General features: G+C 70.2%; 18 protein-coding genes. 5 read left to right on the top strand and 13 right to left on the bottom strand.

Annotation, left to right across the window (positions count from 1 at the left end):
• Positions 1 to 67: 67 nt before the first annotated feature.
• Positions 68 to 1,240, bottom strand: coding sequence for a methyltransferase, FxLD system (gene fxlM, locus DKM19_RS33170; RefSeq protein ID WP_162641960.1), 1,173 nt, complete (start codon positions 1,238 to 1,240; stop codon positions 68 to 70).
• A gap of 177 nt (positions 1,241 to 1,417) precedes the next feature.
• Between fxlM and DKM19_RS33165 the strand changes: the two genes are divergently transcribed.
• The gene (locus DKM19_RS33165; RefSeq protein ID WP_110701186.1) at positions 1,418 to 1,873 is read left to right on the top strand and encodes a hypothetical protein; all 456 of its coding nucleotides are present in this window, start codon (positions 1,418 to 1,420) and stop codon (positions 1,871 to 1,873) included.
• 447 nt (positions 1,874 to 2,320) lie between these two features.
• Here the strand turns inward: DKM19_RS33165 and DKM19_RS49960 are convergent, their stop codons facing one another.
• The 8 genes from DKM19_RS49960 to DKM19_RS33125 all read right to left on the bottom strand — a co-directional run bounded on the left by DKM19_RS49960 (position 2,321) and on the right by DKM19_RS33125 (position 12,773).
• Positions 2,321 to 2,488 (bottom strand): hypothetical protein, encoded by a 168-nt coding sequence (locus tag DKM19_RS49960; RefSeq protein ID WP_162641958.1) that lies wholly within the window; start codon positions 2,486 to 2,488, stop codon positions 2,321 to 2,323.
• A 32-nt stretch (positions 2,489 to 2,520) separates the two neighbouring features.
• Positions 2,521 to 4,770, bottom strand: coding sequence for a SulP family inorganic anion transporter (locus DKM19_RS33155; RefSeq protein ID WP_110701182.1), 2,250 nt, complete (start codon positions 4,768 to 4,770; stop codon positions 2,521 to 2,523).
• A 72-nt stretch (positions 4,771 to 4,842) separates the two neighbouring features.
• Complete coding sequence (locus tag DKM19_RS33150; RefSeq protein WP_110701180.1) at positions 4,843 to 6,387, bottom strand: hypothetical protein; 1,545 nt, start codon at positions 6,385 to 6,387, stop codon at positions 4,843 to 4,845.
• A 183-nt stretch (positions 6,388 to 6,570) separates the two neighbouring features.
• Positions 6,571 to 7,044 (bottom strand): YbhB/YbcL family Raf kinase inhibitor-like protein, encoded by a 474-nt coding sequence (locus DKM19_RS33145; protein ID WP_239513710.1) that lies wholly within the window; start codon positions 7,042 to 7,044, stop codon positions 6,571 to 6,573.
• 500 nt (positions 7,045 to 7,544) lie between these two features.
• Positions 7,545 to 7,766: a hypothetical protein gene (locus tag DKM19_RS33140; protein WP_110701176.1), complete on the bottom strand. Its 222-nt coding sequence runs from the start codon at positions 7,764 to 7,766 to the stop codon at positions 7,545 to 7,547.
• Between the two features lies 1 nt (position 7,767).
• Entirely contained in the window at positions 7,768 to 10,890 is a 3,123-nt protein-coding gene (locus DKM19_RS33135; RefSeq protein WP_110701174.1) for a DEAD/DEAH box helicase, read from the bottom strand.
• Positions 10,891 to 11,001: 111 nt separating this feature from the next.
• Positions 11,002 to 11,808 carry an ABC transporter permease gene (locus tag DKM19_RS33130; RefSeq protein WP_110701172.1) on the bottom strand — a complete coding sequence of 269 codons (807 nt, stop codon included), beginning with the start codon at positions 11,806 to 11,808 and terminating at the stop codon, positions 11,002 to 11,004.
• Positions 11,805 to 12,773 carry an ATP-binding cassette domain-containing protein gene (locus DKM19_RS33125; RefSeq protein WP_110701170.1) on the bottom strand — a complete coding sequence of 323 codons (969 nt, stop codon included), beginning with the start codon at positions 12,771 to 12,773 and terminating at the stop codon, positions 11,805 to 11,807. Before DKM19_RS33125 ends, DKM19_RS33130 begins: the two co-directional genes overlap by 4 nt.
• Positions 12,774 to 12,925: 152 nt before the next feature.
• Between DKM19_RS33125 and DKM19_RS33120 the strand changes: the two genes are divergently transcribed.
• Together DKM19_RS33120 and DKM19_RS33115 are read left to right on the top strand one after the other, a co-directional pair.
• The gene (locus DKM19_RS33120; RefSeq protein ID WP_369986534.1) at positions 12,926 to 13,534 is read left to right on the top strand and encodes a PH domain-containing protein; all 609 of its coding nucleotides are present in this window, start codon (positions 12,926 to 12,928) and stop codon (positions 13,532 to 13,534) included.
• Positions 13,531 to 15,597, top strand: coding sequence for a PH domain-containing protein (locus DKM19_RS33115; protein ID WP_239513709.1), 2,067 nt, complete (start codon positions 13,531 to 13,533; stop codon positions 15,595 to 15,597). The genes DKM19_RS33120 and DKM19_RS33115 overlap by 4 nt, the downstream gene beginning before the upstream one ends.
• Before the next feature lie 314 nt (positions 15,598 to 15,911).
• On the opposite strand, the gene sepH is transcribed toward DKM19_RS33115, so the two are convergent.
• The 3 genes from sepH to DKM19_RS33100 form a co-directional block, all read right to left on the bottom strand.
• A complete protein-coding gene (sepH, locus tag DKM19_RS33110; protein WP_110701168.1) occupies positions 15,912 to 17,597 on the bottom strand; it encodes a septation protein SepH in 1,686 nt (561 codons plus the stop codon).
• 558 nt (positions 17,598 to 18,155) lie between these two features.
• Positions 18,156 to 19,472 carry a D-arabinono-1,4-lactone oxidase gene (locus DKM19_RS33105; RefSeq protein ID WP_110701166.1) on the bottom strand — a complete coding sequence of 439 codons (1,317 nt, stop codon included), beginning with the start codon at positions 19,470 to 19,472 and terminating at the stop codon, positions 18,156 to 18,158.
• Positions 19,473 to 19,698: 226 nt separating this feature from the next.
• Positions 19,699 to 20,889, bottom strand: coding sequence for an MFS transporter (locus tag DKM19_RS33100; RefSeq protein WP_110701164.1), 1,191 nt, complete (start codon positions 20,887 to 20,889; stop codon positions 19,699 to 19,701).
• A gap of 173 nt (positions 20,890 to 21,062) precedes the next feature.
• Between DKM19_RS33100 and DKM19_RS33095 the strand changes: the two genes are divergently transcribed.
• On the top strand, positions 21,063 to 22,322 hold the full coding sequence (locus DKM19_RS33095) for a lytic transglycosylase domain-containing protein (protein WP_239513708.1): 1,260 nt from the start codon (positions 21,063 to 21,065) through the stop codon (positions 22,320 to 22,322).
• On the opposite strand, the gene DKM19_RS33090 is transcribed toward DKM19_RS33095, so the two are convergent.
• Positions 22,313 to 23,275 (bottom strand): ferrochelatase, encoded by a 963-nt coding sequence (locus DKM19_RS33090; protein ID WP_110701160.1) that lies wholly within the window; start codon positions 23,273 to 23,275, stop codon positions 22,313 to 22,315. The genes DKM19_RS33095 and DKM19_RS33090 overlap by 10 nt on opposite strands.
• Before the next feature lie 139 nt (positions 23,276 to 23,414).
• On the opposite strand from DKM19_RS33090, the gene DKM19_RS33085 reads away from it, so the two are divergent.
• Positions 23,415 to 25,397: a S9 family peptidase gene (locus DKM19_RS33085; protein WP_110701158.1), complete on the top strand. Its 1,983-nt coding sequence runs from the start codon at positions 23,415 to 23,417 to the stop codon at positions 25,395 to 25,397.
• Positions 25,398 to 25,402 lie beyond the last annotated feature (5 nt).

Genomic DNA, 25,402 nt, shown 5'->3' with positions numbered 1-25,402 from the left:
TCTCCGGTTTATGATCAGGTGCCGGTCGGCTCGAAAGGTCGCGGCCGGTACGGGTCGGCTCTGACGCTCAGTCGGCGTTCCATGACAGGGCGAGCGTGGTGTGCCGCTTGCGGATGAGCAATCCCTCCGGGGGCGCGGTTTCGAGGTAGGCGTCGATGCGCAGTCCGGCCGTCATCGGGCGGCCTGCCCCGTCCCAGGCGCTGACGTGGTCGACGAGATCGGTGGCGAGCCGCGTTCTTCCCGGTCCGTAGCCGCGCACGATCAGCATGTCGTCCGCCTCGGGCTCCAGCAGGCAGAGGCTGTCGCCGTCGATGATTCCGGCGGCCATCGTGAATCCCGAAAGGTCGAGCGGGGGCGATGCCAGCCAGCGGGGCTGTGCCTCGGACATCATGCACCAGCGGGGCTCGTGCATCGCCAGCCACAGGCTCAGCCCGTCGTGGAGCTGTGCGCGGGTCGCGCTCATCCCGGTGGGCATCTCGACCGCGGGGCCCTCGAGCGCGGCCAGCACGTCGCCGATCTCGCCCGCACCGGGAAGGGAGATCGCGAGGTCGGACGACCTGTCCAGCATCAGAGTCGTCTCCGGGCCGGCGAAGGGACCCCGCATCCGCATGAATCCGCAGGGCACCACCGAGCGGCTCGTCCAGTGTTCGCCCGCCCGCTCCATGGATACCGAGCGCTGGACCCCACGCACATCCAGTGGCGCGACGACGCGCCCCTCGGGCCCGAGCTGGTCCAGCCAGGCCGGGGAGAGGTCCCAGACGCCGACGGTGGCGATCACCCGGTCGTAGGGGGCCGCCGGGGCGAACCCTTCGGCGCCGTCGCCGCACACCACGGTCACCTCGGGATGGCCGGCGTCGATCAGGTGCTCCCGAGCGTGTTGGACCAGGTCGGCGTCGATGTCGACGCTGACGACCTGGCCTCCGGGCCCTACCAGGTGGGCGAGGAGCGCGGCGTTGTAGCCCGTTCCGGTCCCGATCTCCAGTACCCGCTGTCCCGGCTCCACCCCGAGCTGGTCGAGCATCAGGGCCATGATCGCCGGTTGTGAGGAGGAGCTGATCGGCCGGCCGTCCGCATCACGCTTGGTCACGATCGCGTCGTCCCGGTAAACGGTCTCAAGGGGAAGATCCGGTAGGAAGACGTGCCGCGGCACAGCCCGGAAGGCCTCGGTCACGCCCCCGCTGATTCCGTGCGCGCGCACCTGCGTGACCAGCTCTTCCCGCAGCACCTGCCACCCGGCCATCGCCAACCTCCAAGCCAAATTCATCTCTATATGCCAATTTATGTACTAATTTACATGCCTTGGACAACTTGAGGGGAATGGGTGAAATATTGATTTCTGTCCTGTTTAATAGCGTGCCGATCTGGATCCATGCTTCCATGGACGGAAGGTGCCGGTGGGGGCCCCTATGCTCAAGGCATGAACAGCGATTTCGACTTTCTGCATGGCACCTGGGACGTGGTCAACCGCAGGCTCGTCAAGCCGCTCACCGGCAGCACCGAGTGGGACGAGTTCCCGGCCATCTCGACCTGTCATGGTTTTTTCAACGGCGCGGGCATCTTCGATGAGATGGTCTTCCCCACCAAGGGCTTCTCGGGAATGACGCTGCGGGTGTTCGACCCCGAGCGCGAGCAATGGGGAATCTACTGGGTCGACAGCAGGCTGGGGACGCTCCAGGCGCCGGTCTTCGGCAGGTTCACCGACGGCAGGGGCGAGTTCTACGGCGACGAAACCCACGAGGGCACTCCGGTCAGGATGCGCTACGTGTGGTCGGAGATCACGCCGACCTCGGCCCTGTGGGAGCAGGCCTTCTCCGCCGACGGGGAGAAGACCTGGGAGACCAACTGGACGATGGCCCACACGCGTCGCGGGTAAGGAAACGGCGACAGGTCTCCGCCGGAATTCCGTCTGCGCGACTCGGTCCGATTCGGGGGAGTGGAGTTCGGCCCTTCTCGCGGTGGCCGATACGCGAACGTATCTTTTTGTTTTTCACCGCTTGGTCGCAGGGCCGAACTCCAGGGGCCGATGTGGGGTAAGGGTTTGTAAGCCCTCCATCGGCCGTTCTCCACCCACGGCCCTGGGAGCATGGGCCGCTGTCCGGCATTCGGGGGACGGAGCCGGACGAAGGCGAATCTAATTCAGGCTGCTGCATTCTGTATGTGTAGAAATGCATCTTCGCCGCAAGCGGAGATCGTTGCCCGCCGGATCGATCGCCACTCCGCCGATTCCCTTTCTTCCCGGCCCGCACGGGAAGAAGCCGCGTGCCCGCCGCCCGGAGGGCGGCGGGCACGGGCGGATCGGATGGGCACCGGTTTCCTACGCTCACCCCGCCAGGATCCTGGCCTCCTTCTCCGGGCCGATGCCCCGCATCGCCGCATCCGGATCTCCCGGAGCGAGGACGTGCCCGCCCCGGGAGATCCGGTCGAACCACCGGGGCAGGCGGCCGACGTCTTCCGCCTCATCCCGCGCTTCGCGCCGGAGCGGGGCCATGAGCGCTTTCACCGTTGGCGCAAGCCGTCCGCTCAGGGCGGACCGGCCGGGACCGGAGGTGATTCGAGGATGTGGACCCGGGCGGTGGAGATGTCGAAGTAAACGCCCACCAGCTCCAGGCGTCCGGCGCGGAAGAGCTCGTCCACCTGAGGGTAGGTCCGCAGGTTTTCCAGCTGCTGGGTCACGTTGACCCGGCAGAGGCGGTCCAGCGGGCCGTCGTCTGTCCCGTCGCTCTCGGTGGTGACGAACCGGGCCAGGCTGTGGTGGCCGTGGCGTAGCCAGCGGGAGAGCGCGGACCCTTCCACGGTCTTCTCGCCCCCGCTGAGCAGTGCGGCCATGGCCCCGCAGCCGGAGTGGCCGCAGACGGTGATGGTCCGGACATTGAGCATTTTTGTCGCGTACTCGATCGCGGCGGCGACCGAGTCGTCCGCGCACGTCGAGCCGTGCCGGGGGACCAGGTTGCCGATGTTGCGGACGGTGAACAGGTCGCCGGGACCGCTGGAGGTGATGAGGTTCGGCACGATCCGGGAGTCCGCGCAGGTGATGAAGAGATGCGAGGGGTCCTGGCCGCGGGCCATGCCGTGCAGGAGCGGGCGGATCAGCGGGGCCGTGCGCCGGTGGAACTCCCGTGCCCCGGCGAGCAGGTCGGGCACGGCGAGGTCGTCCTCTTCCGGCATGTGCTGGGCCGGAACCAGCGAGTAATCGGGGCTCCGCCGCCCATGCCGCCGGTGGGACCAGGGCAGCCACCAGCGGTCCGGGGCGCGCGGCGGGGTCTTGGCCGGAAACATTCGGGCGCCACTGGCGGCCATCGCGTACCACTCGTCGTGGATCTCGTCGATGTCGACGGTGCCGCCGCCGCGCTCGTGGTCGTGGCGCCAGGCGTGGATGGCCTCGAAGGCCGCATTGTCCATGAAGTCGATGTTCAGGTCCAGTTCCACCGCGGCTCCGGCGGGGATGGCGTGCAGCTCGGAGGTGAGCATGGGCACGCCGAGGAAGGTCAGCGAGCCGCCGATCAGCACGTGCCAGCGCCCGTCCGCGTCGGGCCTGGCCTGCACGGTCACCCAGGTGAGGCGGCGCAGCGCGAGCAGCGCGGCGAGGACGAGGCCGAGCAGCACTCCCTCGGCGAGGCCGAGCAGCACGACTCCGGCCATCGTGATCAGGTATACCGGGACCTCTCCATGGCCGCGCAGGTTGCGAAGATGTCCCATGTTGACCATCTGGATGCCGATGAAGACCAGCAGTGCGGCCAGCGCCTCCATCGGGATCAGGGTGATCGTCCAGCCGAGGAAGACGGCGAACACCAGGATCCAGACGCCGTGCAGGATCGTGGACCAGCGACTCCGGGCCCCGGCGCGGACGTTGGTGGTGCTGCGGACGATGACCCCGGCCACGGGCAGGCCGCCCAGCGCGCCGGTCACCATGTTGGCCACACCCTGGGCGGTGAGCTCCTTGTCCAGGTCGGACCGCTTGCCCTCGTGCAGCTTGTCGGTGGCCACCGAGCAGAGCAGCGACTCCACTCCGGCCAGCAGCGCCACGAGCATCACCGCCGCGATGATCCCGTGCCAGTCGCCCTGAGGCCAGATCGGGGTGGCCCATTCGCTCAGGCTCTTGGAGAGATCGACCCGGGTGATGTCCCAGTCGAGCACCCAGGCGGTCACCGAGGCGACGAGCAGGGCCGCCAGCGGCGCGGGAACGATCCGGAGCCGCTGGGGCAACCGGGCGCAGAGAATCAGGACCGTGATGGTGAGCAGGCCGACGAAGACCGCGTGATCGTGGTTGTTGACGATCTGCTGGGGCAGCTCGATCAGGTTCTCGATCGCGGAGCGTTGCGGGCTTCCGCCGAGCACCACGTGCAGCTGGGAGAGCGCGATCACCACGCCGACCCCGGCGAGCATGCCGTGAACCACGGCGGGTGAGACCGCCAGGGCCGAGCGGGCGACCCGGAACACCCCGAGCAGCAGCTGTAAGGCGCCCGCGAGGAAAGTGATCATGCAGGTGGCTCGCCAGCCGTATGTTATGACGAGGTCGGCGACCACCAGCGAGAGGCCGGCGGCGGGCCCGCTCACCTGGACGATCGAACCGCCCAGGAAGCCCGCCACCAGGCCGCCTACCACGCCGGCGATGAGCCCGGCCGCCAGCGGTGCTCCCGAGGCGATCGCGATGCCCAGCGAGAGGGGCACCGCCACCAGGAAGACCACCAGGGAGGCGGGCAGGTCATATCGCAGTACGGAGGTTATGTTACTTTTTGTGAGCGCCGTGTCGCTCTTCGTGTCCGTCCCCATGTAGGAGACCGTACGTTGCCGCCCCCCGCCGCTTAAGCCGTTATCGAAAGCTTTTACGGAGGGCGGGGAGAATCAGCGGTAATAGTCGGGGTAGTCCGGCTCCTGTGACCGGTGATGGTTGCCCCGGTTGGCGCGGTCGCGCGCGTCGGGAGCGGCGGTGGCCGGCTCGGGGCCGGCACCGTAGAGGTCGCCGTAGGTGGGCCAGCTCGCCCCGTCGCTTCCGGCGGGGACGGGCGGCTCGGGCCAGGCGGCAGGGGCCCCCGGAGTGGTCGGTCGCGGAGGCTCGTAGCCGTAGCCTCCGGTCGCTCCGGACCGAGGGTCGGCCGAGCGGTCGTGGGGAGGAACGGTCCGGGAGGGCCCGGTCGGGGTGGAGACCGCCGGGGTCGGTCCGGTGATCGAGTCTTCGTCGATGGTCGCCCAACCGGCGCTCACCTCGTAGGAGGAGGCGGAGACGGGGGGGCCGTTGTAGACGGGCGTCTGGTAGGAGCCGTAGGACGCCGGTCCCGGGTCGTCAAGGATGTCGGCGGTGCTCGGAGTCGCGGGCCAGCCCCCGGACTGGGGGGCCGTGGCCTGGGCCCAGGGGTTGTCCGAAACGGCCTTGGGCGGTTCGGGCTGGGGGCGGCGAGGCTCGGGACGGGTCTGATATGACGCCGCGAACGGGTCGGCGCTCGGCGTGGCGGGGAATCCGCCACTGGTCGTGGGGCCCATCGGGGACATGGGAGGAAGCGGTCCCGGACCGGCGTTCGGGCCGGGGGAGCCACCGTTGGCGCCGAGCGCGGGCATCGAGCCGCTCGTGGCCGCGGGGCCCGCGGGGGTTCTGCCGCCGTTCCTGCCGCCACCACGCGGGTGAGAGCCGCCGAGCGGGTCGTTCAGCGGGTCGGGCCTGGAAGGGGCGCCGTTGCCCTGGGCGGGAGTCCTGCCGCCGCTCCGGCGGGAACTCGACCGCTGGGGACGGCTGTCGCCGAAGGCGCCGGGTGTCGGGGCGGGGGAGAAGGCGCCCGGGGTGGGCGCCGCGAAGGTGACCGTCTTCTGCTCGGCGAGCGAAGCGGACGTGGGAGCCGGGTTCGGCTGGACCGGCGCGATCAGGTCGGTGAGATTCGAGGGCAGGGAAGCCGAGGCGATGGCGGGCTCCGAGGAGGGAGCGGGCCGAGGGGGCTGTGGCCTGGTGGGCAGAGGTGCCTGCATGGTCACCGCGTCGGCGTCCACCGGGGGCCGGTCCTGCTCGACGGGACGGCTCGCGCCCATCCGGGCCGCCAGGGAACCTCCGAAACCGCCTTCGTCAGCCTGGAGCCGGGTCCAGTAGTCGTCGTCATAGTCGTCGGCCTGACCGAACTCGTTCAGTCCGCGCTTGCCGCGAGAGCTCGGTGGACGTGGCTGGCGTGGCGGCTTGGGCTCGTCGAACGGAGTCAGGTCTGGAGTGAAGTGGCCCATGTTGGGCTCTCTCGTGGCAAAGTCGTCGCTGGACCGGGCAGGGGTCAGCGCCTCCTTCTCGGCCATCTCCCGCAGACGCTCCGCGGGGAGCGCGCTCTCTCTGCGGTTCATCGACCGCATTCCCAGTGCCACGACGACGAGCACGAGGAGCACGACGGCGACCAGACTTACTACGACCGCGATCATTGCACCACCCTCAAGGCCATGGCCTTCCAGCGGCGCCGGTGAGATCGCGCGGCCATCGACGCGACCTGCCCCCTTGGATCACCTGCGCTCGGACATTGGATCTGATTGTGTCGGACCACTATGAGCGTTGTCACACCCTAAGTGAAGAATTGGTAACCATTACTACCTCCGGTGTTTGGCCAGTCACTCAATGTGTGCCGTGGTGAGCCGTCCCCAGGCGATCGTCTTGGCCGCGATGCCCTTCAAGGTCTTGTCGAGGGAGTCACCCTTTTTAAGATCGAGCCTGCCCTTGAGCGCATAGACGGTAAAACGATAATTCTCCCGGGCGTCGCATGGGGGGCTGTAGCCCACCTTGCCGCTCGTTGTGAGTCCCTCCACGGCTCCCACCGGGACGCTGCCCTCTGCCAGCTCGTTGGTGCGGGGGTCGATGTCGAACACGACCCAGTTCACCTCGCCGCCGGTGAGACCGTTGCTGTCGGTCACGACCGCGACGGACGTGGTGTCGTCCGGCACGCGCGACCAGCGCAACGGCGGATTGCCGACCGAGCCCTTGCATGAATAGTCGGCCGGCAGGGGATCACCGTCACTCACCCGAGGGCTTGAGACGCTGATCAGCTCAAGCTGCAACCGCTCTGCGGAAGCGGTGCTGCCCAACATGCCACAACCTGAGGACACGACAACAACCGCCGCGGCCATCGCCAATCCGGCGGCTTGCCGCGGGCGGCGCGTAGACGTGCTTGGCTGCCCCATGCCCGATGATGCTACGCGTGTCTGGCGGATGCGCAGACCCGATCGCGAGGTTCCGCCGGGCGGAAATACTCCGGAATCGGGCAGAATCGAGGGACGGAAGGGTTGAGGCCGGACACCGAAATGAGTTTCGCGGCCCCCGGTTCCCCGGAGGCCCACCGCCGTGGTGAGACGGCGAAGATCGCGAGACAGCGTCCGTTCTCCTTTCTCGGCCCGCTGCCTCTCGGCGCAGGTGGAACGTGTCGATCGACCGGCTGGTCGCCGGGATGTGGAAGGATCATTCGCCGAACACGCTGGGAAACGCGCTGCGGACTCCGTTTTCCGGTCGTGTGCCGCCCTGGCCGCTCGGCGGAGCCGGCCCGGGCCCGTGGTGCGACCCGTGAGGGAGGCCCGTGCGGGAGGAAGCGGGGTCAGTCATCGCTCAGCTCCCGGTAGGGCTTCCTGAGCAGGTCGACGAGCGGGATGTGCCGGACCTTGACCGGGGGCGGCTCCAGCGCTCGCAGCAGCAGATCCGCGGGGGCGGTCGCGGCGTCGGGCCGGGGACGCAGCCGGCTCAGGGAGACGGAGGGGGAGTAGAAGTCGTTCAGCCGCTCGTCGAACGGCGCGTCCTCAACCCCGGTGACGGGCTCCATGTCAGCTCACCGCCCCGGGGCCGAGCTGGAACAGCTCGCGCAGCTGGTCGGTGGAGAGGTTGGTGATCCAGTCTTCGCCGGTGCCGACGACGCTCTCGGCGAGGGTCTTCTTGCGTTCGATCATCTCGTCGATCCGCTCCTCCAGCGTGTCCAGGCAGATGAACTTTCTGACCTGGACGTTCTTGGTCTGGCCGATCCGGAAGGCCCGATCGGTGGCCTGGTTCTCCACCGCGGGGTTCCACCACCGGTCCACGTGGATCACGTGGTTGGCGGCGGTGAGGTTGAGGCCGGTGCCGGCGGCCTTGAGGGAGAGCAGGAACAGCATCGGCTCGTCGTCGTCCTGGAACCGCTCCACCAGCGCGTCGCGCTGTTTTTTCGGCAGTCCTCCGTGCAGCCAGAGCACCGGCCGGTCCAGATGGGCGGCCAGATAGGGCTGCAGGAGCGAGCCGAACTCGGTGTACTGGGTGAACACCAGCGCCTTGTCACCCTCGTCGAGGACCTCCTCGGCCAGCTCCTCCAGCCGGGCCAGCTTCCCCGACCGGCCCGCCAGCCGGGAGCCGTCCTTCAGCAGATGCGCGGGATGGTTGCAGACCTGTTTCAACCGGGTCATCGTGGCCAGGACGTTGCCGCGCCGCTCGATGCCCGCGGAGCCGTCGATCCTGCCCAGCATGTCGTTCACCACGGCTTTGTATAGTTTCGCCTGCTCTTCGGTGAGTGTGCACCAGACCTTCATCTCCAATTTCTCCGGCAGGTCGGAGATGATCGTTTTGTCGGTCTTGAGGCGCCGCAGCACGAACGGCCCGGTGGCCCGCTTCAGCGCGGCGGTGGCGGCGGTGGCGGTGGTGTCGCGCTGTGTCATCGGGGTCTCGATCGGGTCCTGATAGCGGCGCCTGAAGCGCTTGGCCGGGCCGAGCAGGCCGGGGTTGCAGAACTCCATGATCGACCAGAGCTCGGAGAGGTGGTTCTCCACCGGCGTGCCGGTCAGCGCCAGCCGGGTGCGGGCGGGGATGGACCGCACCGCCCGGGACTGCTGCGCCGAGCTGTTCTTGATCGCCTGGGCCTCGTCGCAGACCACCCGGCCCCAGTCGAGCGCGGCGAGCGCCCCCAGGTCCCGCAGCGTCGTGCCGTACGTGGTGACGACCAGATCGGCCTCCCGCACGGCCGCGGCGAGCTCCTCCTCCCGCCTCCGCGTCGCGCCGTGATGGACGTAGACCCGCAACGAGGGGGCGAACCTGGCGGCCTCCTTCTGCCAGTTGCCGATCAGGGACATCGGGCAGACCAGCAACGTAGGACTGTGCGGGCCGCTCTCACGCTCCGACAGAAGCAGCGAAAGAGTGGATATGGTCTTTCCGAGCCCCATATCGTCCGCGAGGATGCCCCCCAGGCCCAGTCCGGACAGGAAGCTCAGCCAGGACAGGCCACGCTCCTGATAGGGGCGCAGCGTGCCCATCAGGGCCCGCGGCACGGCAACGGGAGCGAGGCGTCGGTCGGCCTCGCCGGAGAGGAGATCACCGAGGAGCCCGTCGGCGTCGACGGCGACCAGCGGCAGTTCCTCCTCGCCGCCCTCCACGACCTCGCGGATCACCTCGCTGACGGTCCGCTCACCGTCGCCGCGCTCTTCGACGATCTTCAGAGCCGCCTTGAGCTGCTGGTCGTCCAGCTCCACCCACTGCCCCTTGACCTGAACCAGGGGAATCCTGAGCCGGGCCAGCTCGGCCAGCTCCTCGCCGCTGATCGTGTGGTCACCGATGGCCACGTCCAGCCGGAAGCTCACCCGCCGCTCCAGGCCGAACGCCTCGTCGCCGGCGACCGCCCGCGTGGTCAGCTTCAGGCCCAGTCCCTGGCGCCCTGCCCAGGCCGGCAGCCGCACGCCGTACCCGGCGGCCCTGAGCATGGGCGCGCCGTTGCGCAGGAAGGAGAACGCCCAGGCCGTCTCGACCTTCAGGCTGGACGGCTCGGGCGTGCGCAGCGCGGTGTAGAGGTCGGGGTGGAGGCGTACGGCGCGGTTCAGGTCGGTGCGGAGAAGCTCCATCGGCCGCTCGGGAAGCCAGGGGGCGCGCTGCCCGGCCCGGATCCGATCGGCGGACAGGTAGCCGGCCGGGTCACCGGCCGGGGCGAGACCGAACTCCACCCTCCAGGATTCGCCGTCGCCGGCGGGCTCGATGAGCTCGAAGCAGGCCCGGACCGGCCCGTCCAGCTCGTGCGCCGAGGCGAACCATCCGGCGAGGGCGTCGCCGAGCGCCCCGGCCTCGGCGGGTCTGGCGGCGGGAAGCGAGGCGTCCGCGCCGGTCAGCGCGTACAGCCAGCGATCGGGCAGGGCCGTCTTGAGCCCCGGCCGGCTGCTGAGGATCAGGCGGTCGGGCAGGGACAGCCGGGCCGCGCCGTCGGCCAGGCCGTTCAGCGCCTCGCGCAGCACGTCCGAGGAGGGTCTCTCTCCGGGTACGGCCCTGCAGACCGGAGGCATCGCGGCCGCGAGGTCGCGCAGCATCGCCAGGTCGGCACCGGTGAGCACGGGGCGCCAGCGGGCCGAGTGCTCGCCGTTCTCGACGACGAGCTGGGGCAGGATCCGGCCACGCCGCACCAGGCCGCGCGCCTGCTCGGCGACCACGGCGAAATATCGGAGGGAGAGCCCGGGCCCCCATTCGGGCTTCTCGGCGCCCCCGCGCACGGTCTCGGAGCCCGAGGATCCGGAGAAGGAGTCGACGCCGGAGGGAGCGGCACCGATGCCGGATGAGCCCGAGCTCGGATCGGACAGGAGGCCGAGCAGGGAGAGCGCGTCGACGGGGCTGAACAGCAGCGCGGGGACGAGCCAGGTGGAGATCTTCGGGCTCCGCGCGCGGCTCGTCAGGCCGGATTCGGGAGAGGGCAGCGGACCCGTGGCCGAACCGGGGAGCCGGATGGTGAGCTCGCGATCCTCGGCTCCGGCCATGACGCCGGTGAAGGGCCCCTCCGGACCCGCCTCGCGGGTGGCGGCGCCGTTGAGGGCCGCCACCAGCGTGGCCGTGGGAGCCGCGAACGGGTGACGGCGGAGTGCGGCTCGAGAGGCGGGCAGGGGCGCCCGGGCGGTGTCCTCCGCCCAGACGCCCAGCCGTCCGTCCACCCATGCGCCGTGGACCACGAGCACGTAACCACCCCGTTTTTCCTCATCGTGTATCGCGGCCGCACCGTTGTCGCGATCTCATCGTGTCGCCGCGACGCTCGGGCGTCGTCCTCCCGGCCGGGTGCTCCGGCCAGGTTAGACGCGGCTGCGGAACGCGAGGATCGCCAGAGGAGCGAAGACCACGGCGAAGCCGGCCGCCCAGAGCAGCGAAACGAGGGTGGCCCCGGCGACCTCTCCGCCGATCAGCAGGCCGCGGATGGCGTTGGCCAGGTGAGTGACGGGGTTGATGTCGGACCAGGCCTGCAGCCAGCCGGGGAAGGTGTCGGAGGGCACGAGCGCGCTGCTGGTGAACGTGAGCGGCATCATCGTCGAGAAGGAGATCATCTGCACCTTCTCCGGGCTGGACGCCTTGAGCCCGATCAGCACCGACATCCACGACATCGCCAGGGCGACCACCACCAGCAGCGCCAGAGCTCCCAGAGCGCCCAGCAGGCTCGTCGTGACGCGGAAACCGAGGATCATGCCGAACCCGACCAGCAGGACGAACGCCCACACCTGCTTGACGGTGTCGGCGATGATCCGTCCGGACAGCGGAGCGGTGCGGGCGATGGGCAGGCTGCGGAGCCGGTCGAAGACCCCCTTGGTGATGTCGGTGTTCAGGCCGATCGCGGTGGACAGGGTGTAGAAAAGAGCGTTCTGCACCAGAAGGCCGGGCAGGGCGAACTGCAGGTAATCGCCCGTCGAGCCGGAGATCGCGCCGCCGAACACGTAGGTGAACAGCAGCAGGAACATGATGGGCTGGATGCTCAGGTCGAGCAGCTCCCACGGGTTGTGCTTGATCTGGACCAGGCTCCGCCAGGCGAGCGTCATGGTCTGCTGCAATGTGGCCAGCGGCGTGACGCGCCTGGCCACGACGGGCATCGCCGTCGTCAGCGTCGTCATACGAGAGCCTCTTCCATCTCGGGGGTGGGCTCGTCTTCCGCCGGATGCCCGGTGAGAGCCAGGAACACCTCGTCGAGACTGGACTTGCGCAGTGCCAGCTCGGTCGCGATGACGCCGAGGTCGTCGAGGCGGCGCACGATGACGGGCACGACCGCGGGATCGTGCACGGACGTCACGACCTTTCCGCCGATGAGGTTCGGAGCCTCGCCCAGGACGTCGCCGAGCACCTGGGCGACCAGGTCGAGGTGGTCCGCCTGGAGCGGACGGACCTCCAGGACCTGCGCCCCGGTGGTCGCCTTCAGCTCGTCGGAGGTGCCGGAGGCGATCACCTTGCCGTGGTCGAAGACCACGATGTCGTCGGCGAGCTGGTCCGCCTCCTCGAGGTACTGAGTGGTGAGCAGCACCGTCACCCCGTCGGCCATCAGGCCGCGCACCACGCTCCACAGCTCGGTGCGGCTGCGCGGGTCGAGCCCGGTGGTCGGCTCGTCGAGGAAGAGCACCTGCGGCCGCCCCACCAGGCTCGCCGCCAGGTCCAGGCGGCGGCGCATGCCGCCCGAGTAGGTCTTGGTCGCCCGTCCGCCGGCCTCGGAGAGATCGAACCGCTCCAGGAGCTCGGCCGCCCGCACCCTCGAGTCGGCCCTTGACATGCCGAGCAGGCGGCCGATCATCATCAGGTTCTCCACGCCGGTGAGCATCTCGTCCACCGCGGCGTACTGTCCCGTGAGGCCGATCAGCGACCGCACCTGATGGGCCTGCCTGGTCACGTCGAACCCGCCGACCGAGGCCGTGCCCTCGTCGGGTCTCAGCAGCGTCGCGAGAATTCGCACGGCGGTGGTCTTGCCCGCCCCGTTCGGTCCCAGGACGCCGAGCAGACGCCCCGGGGGCACGACGAGATCCACCCCGTCGAGCGCGCGGGTCTCCCCGTACCGTTTCACTAGACCTTCTGCCTGAATGGCATATTGCACCGGTGACACCTCTCCCTAGGTTTTCACGCCCCCCAGGATGCCCGGCCCCACCGACATTTTTCCGACCCCGGACCGACCCTTGGCGAAGGCGCCCTGACAGATCGTCGCCACAGGGGTCGGCCCGTCCGGGCAAGACCGTTTAGGCTGACAGCGTGAGCGACCGAGCCGATGAACACAGGGATGTCACGAACGTGGCGGCGCGCGCCGGTCGCGAGAGCGAGCATGGCCGGCGGGTCCCGGGGCGCGGTCGTGTTCCCCTGCGTGACCCCGCCAACCCGGTCTCCCGCAAGGCCATCGTGTTGTGGCTGCTGGAGGCCGTTTTCTGGGCCGTCATCCTGATCGGCGGCTCCTACTTCCTGGCCCGGTGGATAGACGGCGACAGGTGGTCCTGGCTGCCCGGCTGGGCGACGGACAACATCTGGTGGCTGCCGGTGCTGGTGGCGGTGCTCCTGGTTCCCGGCACGTTCATCGAGCCGTTCTGGCGCTACGCCGTGCACCGCTGGGAGTTCAGCGAGGACGTGGTCTACGCGCGTTCGGGCTGGATCAGCAGGGAGTGGGTGTTCGTCCCGGTCAGCAGGATCCAGACGGTGGACAAGGAACAGGGCTGGTTCGAGCGGATGCTGGGTCTGGCCACGGTCGAGATCCGCACCGCCTCCCACGCCGGCTCGTCCACGATCAAGGGTCTCGACTACGCGGTCGCGGCCGGCCTCGCCGAGGGGCTCGCCCGCCGGGCCGAGGAGCTCAGGGACGACGCGACATGACCGAATCTCCCGGTGACATGACTCCTCCCGGACAGCCGGACGCCCCCGAGGACCTCCGCCCCCGGCGAGACCCGGAGAACCCCGTACCGGCCCCGCAGGCCGGCCCGGATGCGGAGGCCGGTTCGGATGCGGGAGTCGGGTCGGACCAGGCCGTACCGGAGGTCGGGCGCGCGGCCCCGCAGGCCGGTTCGGATGCGGGAGTCGGGTCGGACCAGGCCGTACCGGAGGTCGGGCGCGCGGATGCGCGGACCGGATCGGACATGGGGGCCGGATCGGCCCCGCGGACCCCGTCTGAGGCCGGACCCGCGGAACCCGGGGGCGGGCCTGCGTATGCGCGGGCCGCATCGGACCCGGGGGCTGGAGTGGCCCCGCAGGCCGCGTCCGAGGGCGGGTCTGCGGCTGTGCGGGCCGTCCCGGAGGTGTGGGAGTACGGCCTGCCGATCGGTGTGCCGTTGCGGCTCAGCCCGAAGGTGCTGCTGACCGATCCGATCCGGATGCTGCCCTCGCTCCTCCTGCCGTTGGCCGGTGTTCTGTTCCTCGGCGGCTTCTCGCCCGGATCGTTCGTGTGGGCCGCGGTGGCCGTCGTCGGCTCGGTCGCCTTCGCCGCCGTCCGTTGGGTCACCTTCACCTACCGGATCGTCGACGACCGGCTGGAGCTCAGCCGGTCGCTGGTCAGCAGGTCGGTACGGACGATCCCGCTGGAGCGGATCCGGGGCGTCGACGTCAGCACGCCGCCGCTGCACCGCCTGCTCGGCATCGCCGTGCTCAGGATCGACACCGGGGCGAGCGGCGACGAGAAGCAGGAAGGCGAACTCAACGGTGTGACCGTCGCGGAGGCGGAGCGACTCAAGGCGGTGCTGCTCTGGCATGCCCGCGCCCGGATGGCGAGACGCGCTCAGGCGCGTGGAACCGTTCCCGGGACGGGATCCGACCTCCCGGCGGAGATCGACGCGTCCGGCACGCTTCCCGCCGCCTCCGGCGCGCCGCGGGAGACCCCGGTTCGCGCCGCCGTCGGCCACGAGGTCGGTGACACGACTCCGGAGCGGGTGTTCTTCGTGCTGCCGCGCAAGTGGCTCGTCTACGGACCGCTTTCGGGTGCCTACCTGCTGACCCCCTTCGCGCTGCTGGCCGGTGCCGTCGGCCTGGCGTTCCAGTGGGGCAGCGAGTTCAAGATCGACGGACGGGTCGTGGTGGACGCGGGGGAGTGGCTCTGGGGACATCCCCTCCTCCTTGCCGGAGCCCTGATACTGCTGGTGCTGGCCATGCCGGTCGTCGGCATGATCATGTACGGCGTGTTCAACTGGGACTTCACCCTGCGTGGCCGGGACGGATACCTCATCGCCGAGCGCGGTCTGATCACTCGCAGGAGCGTGTCGCTGGAGCGGCGCAGGGTGCGGGGGTTCGAGCTGGTCGAGGGGCTGGTCGAGCGCCGCATGAGGCTCGCCCGCGCGTGGGCGATCGTGACCGGTCTCGGCGACTCGGCGACCCGGGGCCAGCTGCTGCCCGTGGTGCCCCGCGACACGGTGCTCGACGTGGTGAGCGAGGCGATCGGCGCGGCTCCCTCCGGACTTCGCCCGCATCCGGCGGCTGCACGCAGGCGCCGGCTGTTTCGTGCGATCTTCCCGTGGCTGGTGGTGGTCGCCTGCGCGTCGGCCGCCGCGCTGATGTGGTCCACCTACTGGTGGTGGCTCGCGGCGCCGGCCGCGATCCTCGCGCTGCTGGGCATCCCGCTCGGCCTGGACCGCTACCGGTCCCTCGGCCACACCTACGACGGGACCCGCCTGTCGGTCCGCTCGGGCTCGCTGCGCCGTTCCCAGGCCGTGGTGGAGGAACGGGCCGTCGTGGGCTGGACGTTGAGCCAGACCTGGTTCCAGCGGCGTGCGGGCGTGCTCACCGTGACCGCCGGGGTGGGCGCGGGCAGCGGAGGTTACGCGGCCCTCGACGTCGGCGAAGTGGAGGGTGTGGCCTTCGCCGCCGAGGTCACCCCCGACTGGTTCGCCTCGTTCGTCACCCCCGAGGCGGCCCAGGCCTCCGGGGGCTCTCGCGACCTCGGAAATCCCTGAGTTTCTCGTAGGCCTGGGAGCTGTCGGAGTTTCCGCACTCCTCGGTGGTCTCCGGGATCCTCGTAACCCCAGAAGCTCTGGGACTCGCAACCCCGGAAGACTTCGCAGGCCTTCGCGGTCCTGGAGCCTTCGGAGTTTCCGTGACCTCGGCGGTCCCGAGATTCTCACAATTCCGGAGGCTCCCGGGACTCGCAGAGTGCTGGAAGCCTCCGAGACCCCCGGAACGCCCGAAGACGGCGGCGCGGAACAGGTTTCCCCGTACGGCGAAAGCGGGGGTGACCGGAACACCGGTCACCCCCGCTTTCGCCGTACGGTCAGTCCTGGCGGCGAGCGCCGAACATGATCTCGTCCCAGGTCGGCACCGACGCGCGCCGGCCCCGCGCCTTCTTGGCCGGCCGTGCCGGAGCCGGTTTCGGCGGTTCGACGGGTTTCGGCGGCTCCGCGGGTTTCTCCGCCGCGGGCTTCTCGGCCTCGGTCTCCTGCATTGCCCCCGTGTCCCCCTGTGTCTCTTCCTTGACCGGCTCGGCCTTGTCCACGCTGATGCGCGCCGCCGGTACTGCTAGCGGACCCTCCTGGGCCGGCTGGGTCTCCACTACGGGCTCGGGAGCGGGGGTCTCCTTCGCCTTGGGCGTGCTGTCCGCCACGGGAGCCTTCGGCCCGGCGGCGGCCTCGGGAGCGACGGCCTCGGGAGCCGGGGGCTGCTCACGGACGGGCTCGGGCTCGGTCTTGGCCGGCTCGGCCTTGACCTCGGCGGCGACGGGAGGGGCAGGCTGAGGCTCCGGGGCCTCGACGACCTCTGGAGCGCTCTCGGCGACCGGCTCGGGCTCCGGCCTGGCCGCCACGACGGGTGCGGGGGTGGGCTCCACGGGGCGGACGGGCTCCGGGGGGCGGACGGGCTCCTGCGCGATGGGCTCCGGAATGACGGGGGCGGGCTCCGGTGCCGCAGGCGCCGTCACGGACACGGGCTCGGCCACCACGGGCACCGGCTCGGGGGGCATGACCCGCGCGACCGGCTCGGGAGACGTGGCCCACGCGACCGGCTCGGAGGCCTGCGCGACGGGCGCGACGGGCTCGGCCGGCCGGACCTGCTCCTGGGGCCTGTCCGGCTCGTAGCCGGCCGGGTCCGGAGCGCGGAGCGGGGGCACCGACACCCTCGGCGCCTCGTAGCCGGGCGGGAGCGGCGGCATCGGTGGCTGCTGGTAGGCGGCGGGTGGCTCGGTCTGGGCATAGGCCGGCCGGGGCTGGGCCGGCGGCTCGGTCTGGGCGTAGACGGGCCGGGACGGAGCCGGTGGCTCGTGCCGGAGAACCGAGGGGAAGGACACGGGCGGCTGGTTCAGCGGCTCGGGCGCCAGCGGCGGCACCGGGGCGAGCTTGGCCACGCGCGGCACGAAGGGGGTCACCGTGCTGTCCTCGGCCGGCTCGACGTACTCGCCCGCGGACAGGCGCATGGCCTCGTCGTCGTGCGGCGTGATGTGGCGCCGTCGTGGATCGAAGATCCATTCGGCGTTACGGGTGTGACCGTTCCAGACGAAACCGAGCTTGATCCGCCACAGGTTGTCGTCCCGTTTGGCGGAGTCCCACTCGATCTCGTCGGCGGGCACGCCGCGACGGGTCAGCCGTTCGGCGACGAGGTCGCCGAGGGTGGGACCGGGAGCGGAGTCACCCGGCAGCCGCACGGCGCAGCGTTGCGCCTGCTGAGCCATGTACTCACGTTCCTGGAGGACGGGGCCTTCGAACCATCGCACACGCTCGACCGGGATGCCCGCCGTGGCGGCGATCTCCTCAGCGGTCTCGCCGGCACGGATCCGGGCCTGGATCTCCTTGGGGCGCAACGGACTCTCCACTTCGATCTCGTACTGGCCGAGACGGGAGAAGTTGCCGCGGACGGCAGCACGGAGCCGGTCGTCGACGGGCAGCGTGAACCGGGTGCCCCGGCCGGCTGTCGCCAGCACGAGGTAGGTCCCGTCCTCGCTCACCGCGACGAGTCGGAGCTCCTGCATGCGAGTCCCTTCGTCGTCGTGCTCAATCTTCCCCCGGACCCTTGAGTCTCTCGCGTGTGCCGGTTGCCTGCCAGCACCGTACCCGGCATGTCCGAACATCGCCTTCCTGGATGGGGCTCGCAGCGATGTGACGCCGGTCACATTTGCTCCATTCATCTACTTACAGGACACCGGTATGGAGCAGCAAGTTCGCGGTCCTCATCGGATTCTCGCGAATAACTCCGGATACCGCTGTGGACTTCGACCAAGAGCCGGAAGATGGTGGTGAGTCCGGCCCGCCAACCCTCGGATGAAATGTCACGATTGCAAAGGTATGCGGAGGCGGACCGTCACCATCCGTGGCGATGGACTGTGGCGGTGGGCCTGGACGGCGGGAGAAGGTCATCTCCAGCGGACTCCCTCGGGGTTGAGCGGCGCGGGTGTCTGCCGAATCTGCCTGTCACCGGCGTCACAGGAACAACAGGACACGCGGACGCGTCACTCTTCAAGGGAGCCTTTGCGCCCCCCTTTACCGAAAGGTTGCAGGAAGCGGTCGATTCGGGGAACGGGCGCCCGGGGTCAGCCCAGGACGGTGTCCAGATAGTCGTTGGTGAAAACGCGCCGCGGGTCCAGCCGGTCTCGCAGCGCCTGGAAGTCGGCGAACCGGGGATAGACCATGGCCAGGTAGGCCGCGTCACGGGTGTGCATCTTGCCCCAGTGCGGGCGGCCGCCGAACCTCGTCATGATCTCCTCGACGCCCTCGAAATAGGCCGGATTCGGGGTCTGCCGGTAGATGTGGCAGGCGATGTAGGCCGATTCCCTGCCGTAGGCGGTGGACAGCCACGCGTCGCTGGCCGGGGTGACCCGCACCTCGATCGGGAAGGTGATCTTCCAATCCCGCCGTTCCACCAGCTCGCGGGTCTCATGGAGGGCCTGGCCGAGATGCTCGCGCGGGATGGCGTACTCCATCTCCAGGAAGCGCACGTCCCGCACGCTCGTGAAGATCTTGTACGAGGCGTCGGTGTGGGTCGAGGCCGAGAGCGCCGTCGCCGAGAACGTGTTGAGCCGGGGGATCGCGGCGGGAAACCGCCTGCCGACGTCGCACAGCGCGCCGAACAGCGTGTTCTCCAGAAACCTGTTGTCCAGCCAGTGCCTGAACGCGCTCGGAGGGTCGGCGGGTCCCTCGCTCCGGTTGTTGCGCTTGGTCAGGCAGGTGTCGGTGTGCGGCAGCCAGAAGAAGTCCAGGTGCTCGTTGCCGGCGATGATCGCGTCGAGCGAGCCGAGGATCTCCGTCAGCGACATCGGCTGCCGGGTGCTGCGCAACAGGAACGACGGCTCCACCCGGAAGGTCACCGCGGTCACCACGCCGAGCGCGCCCAGGCCGACCCTGGCCGCGTCGAACAGGTCCCGCTCGCTCACCCCGTCGCGGATCTTTCCCTCGCCGTCGCCGCGCACCGTGACGACCTCGCCGTCGGCGAGCACCAGCTCCAGGGCCAGGACCTGGTCGGCCAGCCCGCCGATCTCCCTGCCGGTGCCGTGGGTGCCCGTCTGGATGGCTCCGGCGAGGGTCTGGGCGGTGACGTCGCCCATGTTCGCCAGGGCCAGGCCCATCCGGTCGAGTTCCTCGTTGAGCACGGAGAGCGTCGTCCCGGCCGCGGCCGTCACCCAGCCGTCGCCCACCTCGCGGATTCCGGTCAGCGCGTCCGGCCGCAGCAGGAGCCCGTCGGTGAGCGCGACCCCGGTGAACGAGTGCCCGGTGCCGATCATGCGCACCCGGCGCCCCGTCGCGGCGCCGTCCTGTACGGCCCGCGCCACATCCTCCACCGAGGAGGGCGTACGGACCTCCGCCGGGGCGAAGATCTGGTTCCCGGCCCAGTTGTGGAAGACCTCGCTCATGCTTTCTCCCACCCGGCCGGCACCACCGGGCTTCCGCGATGCTCCCACGGCGCGTCAACTCGATGTCATCGGGTTTTCGCGGTGTGCTCACGATGCGTCAGTTCAGTGTCGCCAAGCCTTCGTAATGCGGCCACGGGACGTCAACGTCCTGGCCGGAGCCCATGCCGCGTGCCACCGCGTTCGCCGGGTCGCCCGCTTCGTCAGTGAACATGAACAGTACTCATGATTACTGCTGGGCAACAGGGGTTCGCAGCCAGGCGGAGCCGCCGATGCCGATGGCCACGGCCAGGAGGGCGCAGACGAAGGAGAAGCCGTAGGCGTTGGAAGCGCCGAACGAGTCGGTGAGCCTGCCGCCCGCCCAGGCGCCGAGCGCCACGCCGAACCCGACCGAGGTGGAGATCCAGGCCATGCCCTCGGTGAGCAGGCGGGCCGGGACCAGCTGTTCGATCAGCGTGTAGCCGGTGATGATGGTCGGGGAGATGGCCAGCCCGGCGAGGAACAGCGCGGCGGCCATGACCCTGAGGTCGCCGATGAGGGCGATCGGGGCCAGTCCGAGCGCGAACACCGCCAGCGCGCGGACGAACCTGAGGCGCAGGGAGACCTTCCACTGCCGCGCGCCGTACCAGAGCCCGGAGACGAGACTCCCCCCGGCGAACGCGCCGAGCAGCAGCCCCGCGACCGGTTTGGCGCCGTGTTCGTCGGCGAACGCCACCGTGATCAGATCCACCGAGCCGAACACCGCGCCCATCGCCAGGAAGGAGCCGGACAGCAGGGCCACCCCCGGGATGGTGATCGGGCTGCCCGAGCGTCGCTCGCCGTGCCGGACCGGCGGTTGGGTGCCGCGCTGCAGGGCGAAGGCGAGGGTGCCGCCGATTGTGCAGATCAGGGCGACGATCAGGCCCGCATAAGGGTTGATCAGGGTGGCCAGGACGGTGACCAGCGCGGGTCCGGTGACGAAGATGACCTCGTCGGCGACCGACTCGAAGGAGAACGCCGCGTGAAGCCTGGGGGACCCGGTCAGCAGGTGCGACCAGCGGGCGCGCACGAGCGAGCCGAGGGAGATCGCGGTCGCGCCGGCCGTGACGCCGGTGGCGAACAGGATCCATCGGGGTGTCTCGAACCTCGCACAGAGCATCATCGCGGTCAGCGCGGCGCCGTGCATCAGGACGAGCGGGACGATTACCCTGGCCTGACCGAACCTGTCCACCAGGCGCGCGGACACCGGACCGGCTACGGCGAACGAGACGTTGAAGGTGGCCGCCACCGCACCCGCCAGAGCGTAGGAACCGGTGAGATTCTGGATGAGCAGGATGACGCCGATGCCGAGCATCGACATCGGCATCCGCCCGACGAATCCGGCGACGACAAAACCCTTGACGCCGGGTGCGCTGAACAGCCCCCGGTATGGCCCGACCACTGACTCTCCTCTTCGGTGTGCTTCCGGCGTGGAGCGTATCGACGATTCCTCACAAAGCCGCTGCTCGGCAAGTGATTTCCGGACAATGGCCCAGATGGTGGGCCGTTGGGGCTAACGTGAGCGCAGTGTCGCATCTTCCCGGGTTGCGGGCATTCGTCCCAGTGCTGGCCGTCATGACTGTCCTTGCGGCTGCCTGCGGCGCGGTGTTCGCCGTTCTCGCCGCCACCCGCCCGGCCGAGGTCCGCAGAGTCGTGTCCACCGAGTCCGACGTGCGGGAACTGACCGGGCTCGCCCCGCTAACCGGCTCCCTGGCCGCGAGACCGACCGCCGCGGCTGTGGATCCCGCGAATCCCGCGGACCCCGTGAGCCCGGTGGCTCCCGCGACCCCCGCGCCCTCCAGGACCCGGGCCGCCGGCGGACCCGGCCTCACCCTCACCCCGCCCAGGCTGCTCGTGATCTCCCAGTCGACGCTGCCCCAGCAGACCAAGGACGGCATCTCCCGTCTCAAGCACGTCCAGAAGATCGACTCCTTCGACGGCGGAGCGGTCAAGATCTCCGGGACCGGGCTGAACCTGCTCGCGGTCGATCCCGCCCGCTTCCGCGCCTGGGCGCCGAAGGCCGTGGCCGATCAGCCGGGGGTGTGGAGCGCCCTGGACAGGGGGGAGTTCGTCGCCGACAGCTCGGCGATGCGCCGCTTCGGACTGGTCCTCGGCGCGGCCTACCAGGTGGACGGCGGGCCCCGGTTGCGGGCCGCGGCCTCCGCCCCGTTCGGCCTGCCCGGCGTGGACGGCCTGGTGAGCGAGGAGACCGGGCGGCGCCTCGGACTGCTGCCGGGCGTGGCGCTGCTGGTGAACGGACCCGAAAAGGCGGTCGCCGCCCTGAAGGCCGGGGTGAGCAGGTTGCTGAGCCCGGGAGCGCAGGTGGTCGCGGTGGGCGGGAGCCGTACCGCCGGGACCGCGAGGACCACCGGGGAGAAGGCCGTGCCGGACAGGACGGCCACCGACGCCGCCGCCAAGGAGGAGCCGGTGGCGGCCCCGCGGGCGACGGTCGGAAGACCCGGCAGCTACCTGGAGCTGTATCGCCTGTCAGCCGGGGTCTGCCCGGGACTGTCCTGGACGGTGCTGGCGGCGATCGGCCAGGTGGAGAGCTCGCACGGGCGTAACAACGGCCCGTCGTCGGCGGGCGCGCAGGGGCCGATGCAGTTCATGCCCGCCACCTGGAAGTCCTACGGGGTGGACGGCGACGCCGACGGCGTCGCCGACATCTGGAGCCCGTACGACGCGGTTCCCTCCGCGGCCAACTACCTGTGCGCCAACGGCGCGGGCCAGGGCGGCAAGAAGCTGGAGAAGTCGATCTGGTTCTACAACCACTCCTGGTCGTACGTCGCCAAGGTCATGGCCATCTCCCGGGGCTACGCCGCCGCCTATCCGTGACGGCGGGGCGGAGCCGGGCAGCAGGTGGCCGCGCACATGATCGGCTCCGGCTCGGCCAGCAGCTCGCCGACCATCGAGACGAACCGCGGATGGGTGCCCGCGGTGGCGGCCCTGGCCAGCGGGAGGCCGAGTTTGCCGGCCACCTCGGCGGCCTCAACGTCGAGGTCGTAGACGACCTCCATGTGGTCGGAGACGAAACCCACGGGCACCAGCACCACCGCGGGGGCGTCGACCTCGGCCAGGTGGTCGCAGACGTCGGGCTCCAGCCACGGGATGTGAGGGGGGCCGCTGCGGCTCTGCCAGACCAGGTCCCACTCCCGCTCGCCGCCCAGCTCCGCGGTGATCAGCGAGGCCGCCCGACGGAGCTGCGCCTCGTACGCGCCGCCGCTCGGTCCGGCGGTGCGGGCCATCGAGATCGGGATGCTGTGCGCGGTGAAGACCAGCCGCGCGGCGTCCCTGTGCTCGGCGGGCAACCGGTCCAGGGCCTCGCGGGTGTGGTCCACCATGGCCGCGACAAAACCGGGGTGGTCGAAGTAGTGCCGGAGCTTGACGACCTCCGGGGCGCCCTCGACCGCGGCCCTGGCGAGCGAGATGTCCTCGATGTACTGCCGGCAGGCCGAGTACGAGCTGTAGGCGGACGTGACGAAGGCCGCCGCCTTGCGCACGCCGTCGGCGGCCATCCGCCTGAGCGTGTCCTCGAGGTAGGGATGCCAGTTGCGGTTGCCCCAGTAGACGGGCAGGTCGATGGTCGGTTCGACGGCCGCGATCAGGTCGCGGCACTGCTGGTTGATCGGGCTGGACCCGCCGAAGCGCTGGTAGTGCGCCTCGACCTCCAGCAGCCGCTCACGCGGGACGCCCCGGCCCCGCACAACGTTCTCCAGAAACGGCATCACGTCGTCAGGCTTCTCCGGGCCTCCGAACGAGACGACGAGCAGTGCGTCGTAAGTCCCCATGACATTTATCAAACCGCATGCCGGGGTGTCCTTTCGCATGGTCACGTAGGGTCATTCGGCGTCAACCGTGCGGATGGATGCATGACGGATACATCTCCGCGACGATCGCGGGGGTAGGCGCGGGGGTAGGTTCGAAACCGTGACCCCATTCAACGACATCCGTGATTATGTCGGCGTGCCGCGGGTGGCATCCCTGCGGCTCTCCCCCGATGGAACCCGTCTGGTCGCCGTAGTGCAGGCGCTCAACCCCGATGGCAAGTCCTACGGGACGTCCTTATGGGAGATCCCCCTTGACGAGCGCAGGCCGTACCGGCTGACCAGGTCCCTCAAGGGCGAGGCCGGGGCCGAGTTCACCGAGGGCGGCGACCTGCTGTTCGGCTCGCGCAGGCCCGACCCGACGGTCAAGGATCCGAACGAGGAGGTCCCGGCGCTCTGGCTGCTGCCCGCGGCGGGCGGCGAGGCCAGGCAGGTCGCGTCGAGGCCCGGCGGCGTCGCCGGGTTCGCGACCGGCGGGCAGACCGTGGTCTTCGGCTCCGACGTGCTCCCGGGCGACGAGGCGGGGGAGGCCGAGCGGCGCACGACCCGCAAGGATGCCGGGATCAGCGCGATCCTGCACGAGAGCTACCCGGTGCGCTACTGGGACCACGACCTCGGCCCCGGCGAGCCCCGGCTGTTCGCCGGAACCATCGGGGACGACGACCGGCTGACCGAGGTCAGGGACCTCACCCCGCAGCCGGGCAAGGCGCTGACGAACGCCTCCTACGACGTGACCCCCGACGGCTCCACCGTCGTGACCACGTGGGCCGTGCCCCTTCCGCACGGCGAGCTCCGGTTCGACCTGGTGGCGATCGAGACGTCCGACGGCGGAGCCCGCCGGACCCTGGCGACCCAGGACGGCCACGACTTCGAAGGCCCGATCAGGGTCTCTCCGGACGGGCGCCTGGTGGCGTGCGCCCGGGGCAACCACGCCGACACCACGCGGATCCCCGAGAACACCCTGTGGATCGTCGACCTGGCCTCCGGTGAGGGACACGCCGCCGGCGGCGAGCTGTGGCCGGCCGACGTCGCCTGGGCGCCCGACGGGCGGTCGCTGTACGTGATCGCCGACGAGCAGGGCCGCCGCCCGATCTTCCAGGTGCCGGCCGACGGCTCCGAGCCGGTACGGCTCACGTCCGGCGACGCCGCGTACTCGTCCCTGAACGTCGCGCCCGACGGCGCCGTCTACGCGCTGCGCAGCGGCGTGAACGCGCCTCCCGCGCCCGTCAGGGTCGCCGCCGACGGCACGGTGGAGGAGCTGGCCTCGCCGGCCCCGAGCCTGGAGCTGCCCGGCACGCTGACCGAGGTCACCACGACCGCCGACGACGGTACGACGATCAGGGCCTGGCTGGTGCTGCCCGAGGGCGCCTCGGCGGAGAACCCCGCGCCCTTCCTGCTCTGGATTCACGGTGGTCCGCTGTCCAGCTGGAACGACTGGTCCTGGCGCTGGAACCCGTGGATCATGGCTCAGAACGGCTACGCCGTGCTGCTGCCCGACCCGTGCCTGTCCACCGGCTACGGATCCGAGATGATCCGGCGCGGCTGGGCGAACTGGGGCCCCCGCACCCACGCCGACCTGATGTCGATCACCGACGCCGCGCTGGAGCTGCCGGAGATCGACGCCACCCGGACCGCCGCGATGGGCGGTTCGTTCGGCGGCTACATGGCCAACTGGCTCGCCGGGCACACCGACAGGTTCAAGGCGATCGTCACCCACGCCTCGCTCTGGAACCTGGACCAGTTCGCCGGCACGACCGACGCGTCCATGTACTGGCAGCGGGAGTTCGGCATGCCGGGGACCGAGCTGTACGAGAAGCTCTCCCCGCACCTGTCGCTGGCGGAGATCTCCACTCCGATGCTGGTCATCCACGGTGACAAGGACTACCGGGTGCCCATCGGCGAGGGCCTGCGGCTCTGGTGGGACCTGCAGCGTTCGGGCGTGGAGTCGAAGTTCCTGTACTTCCCCGACGAGAACCACTGGGTGCTCAAGCCGGGCAACGCCGTGGTCTGGTACGAGACCGTCCTCGCCTTCCTGGCTCAGCACGTCCTCGGCCGGGAGTGGAAGCGGCCGGAGTCGCTCTCATGAGCCCG

The organism is Streptosporangium sp. 'caverna' (genome assembly GCF_003203775.1).
GTDB classification, from domain to species: Bacteria; Actinomycetota; Actinomycetes; order Streptosporangiales; family Streptosporangiaceae; genus Streptosporangium; species Streptosporangium subroseum.
Note: the sequence above shows the minus strand (reverse complement) of the source record. Positions and strands in the feature narration are given on the sequence as shown.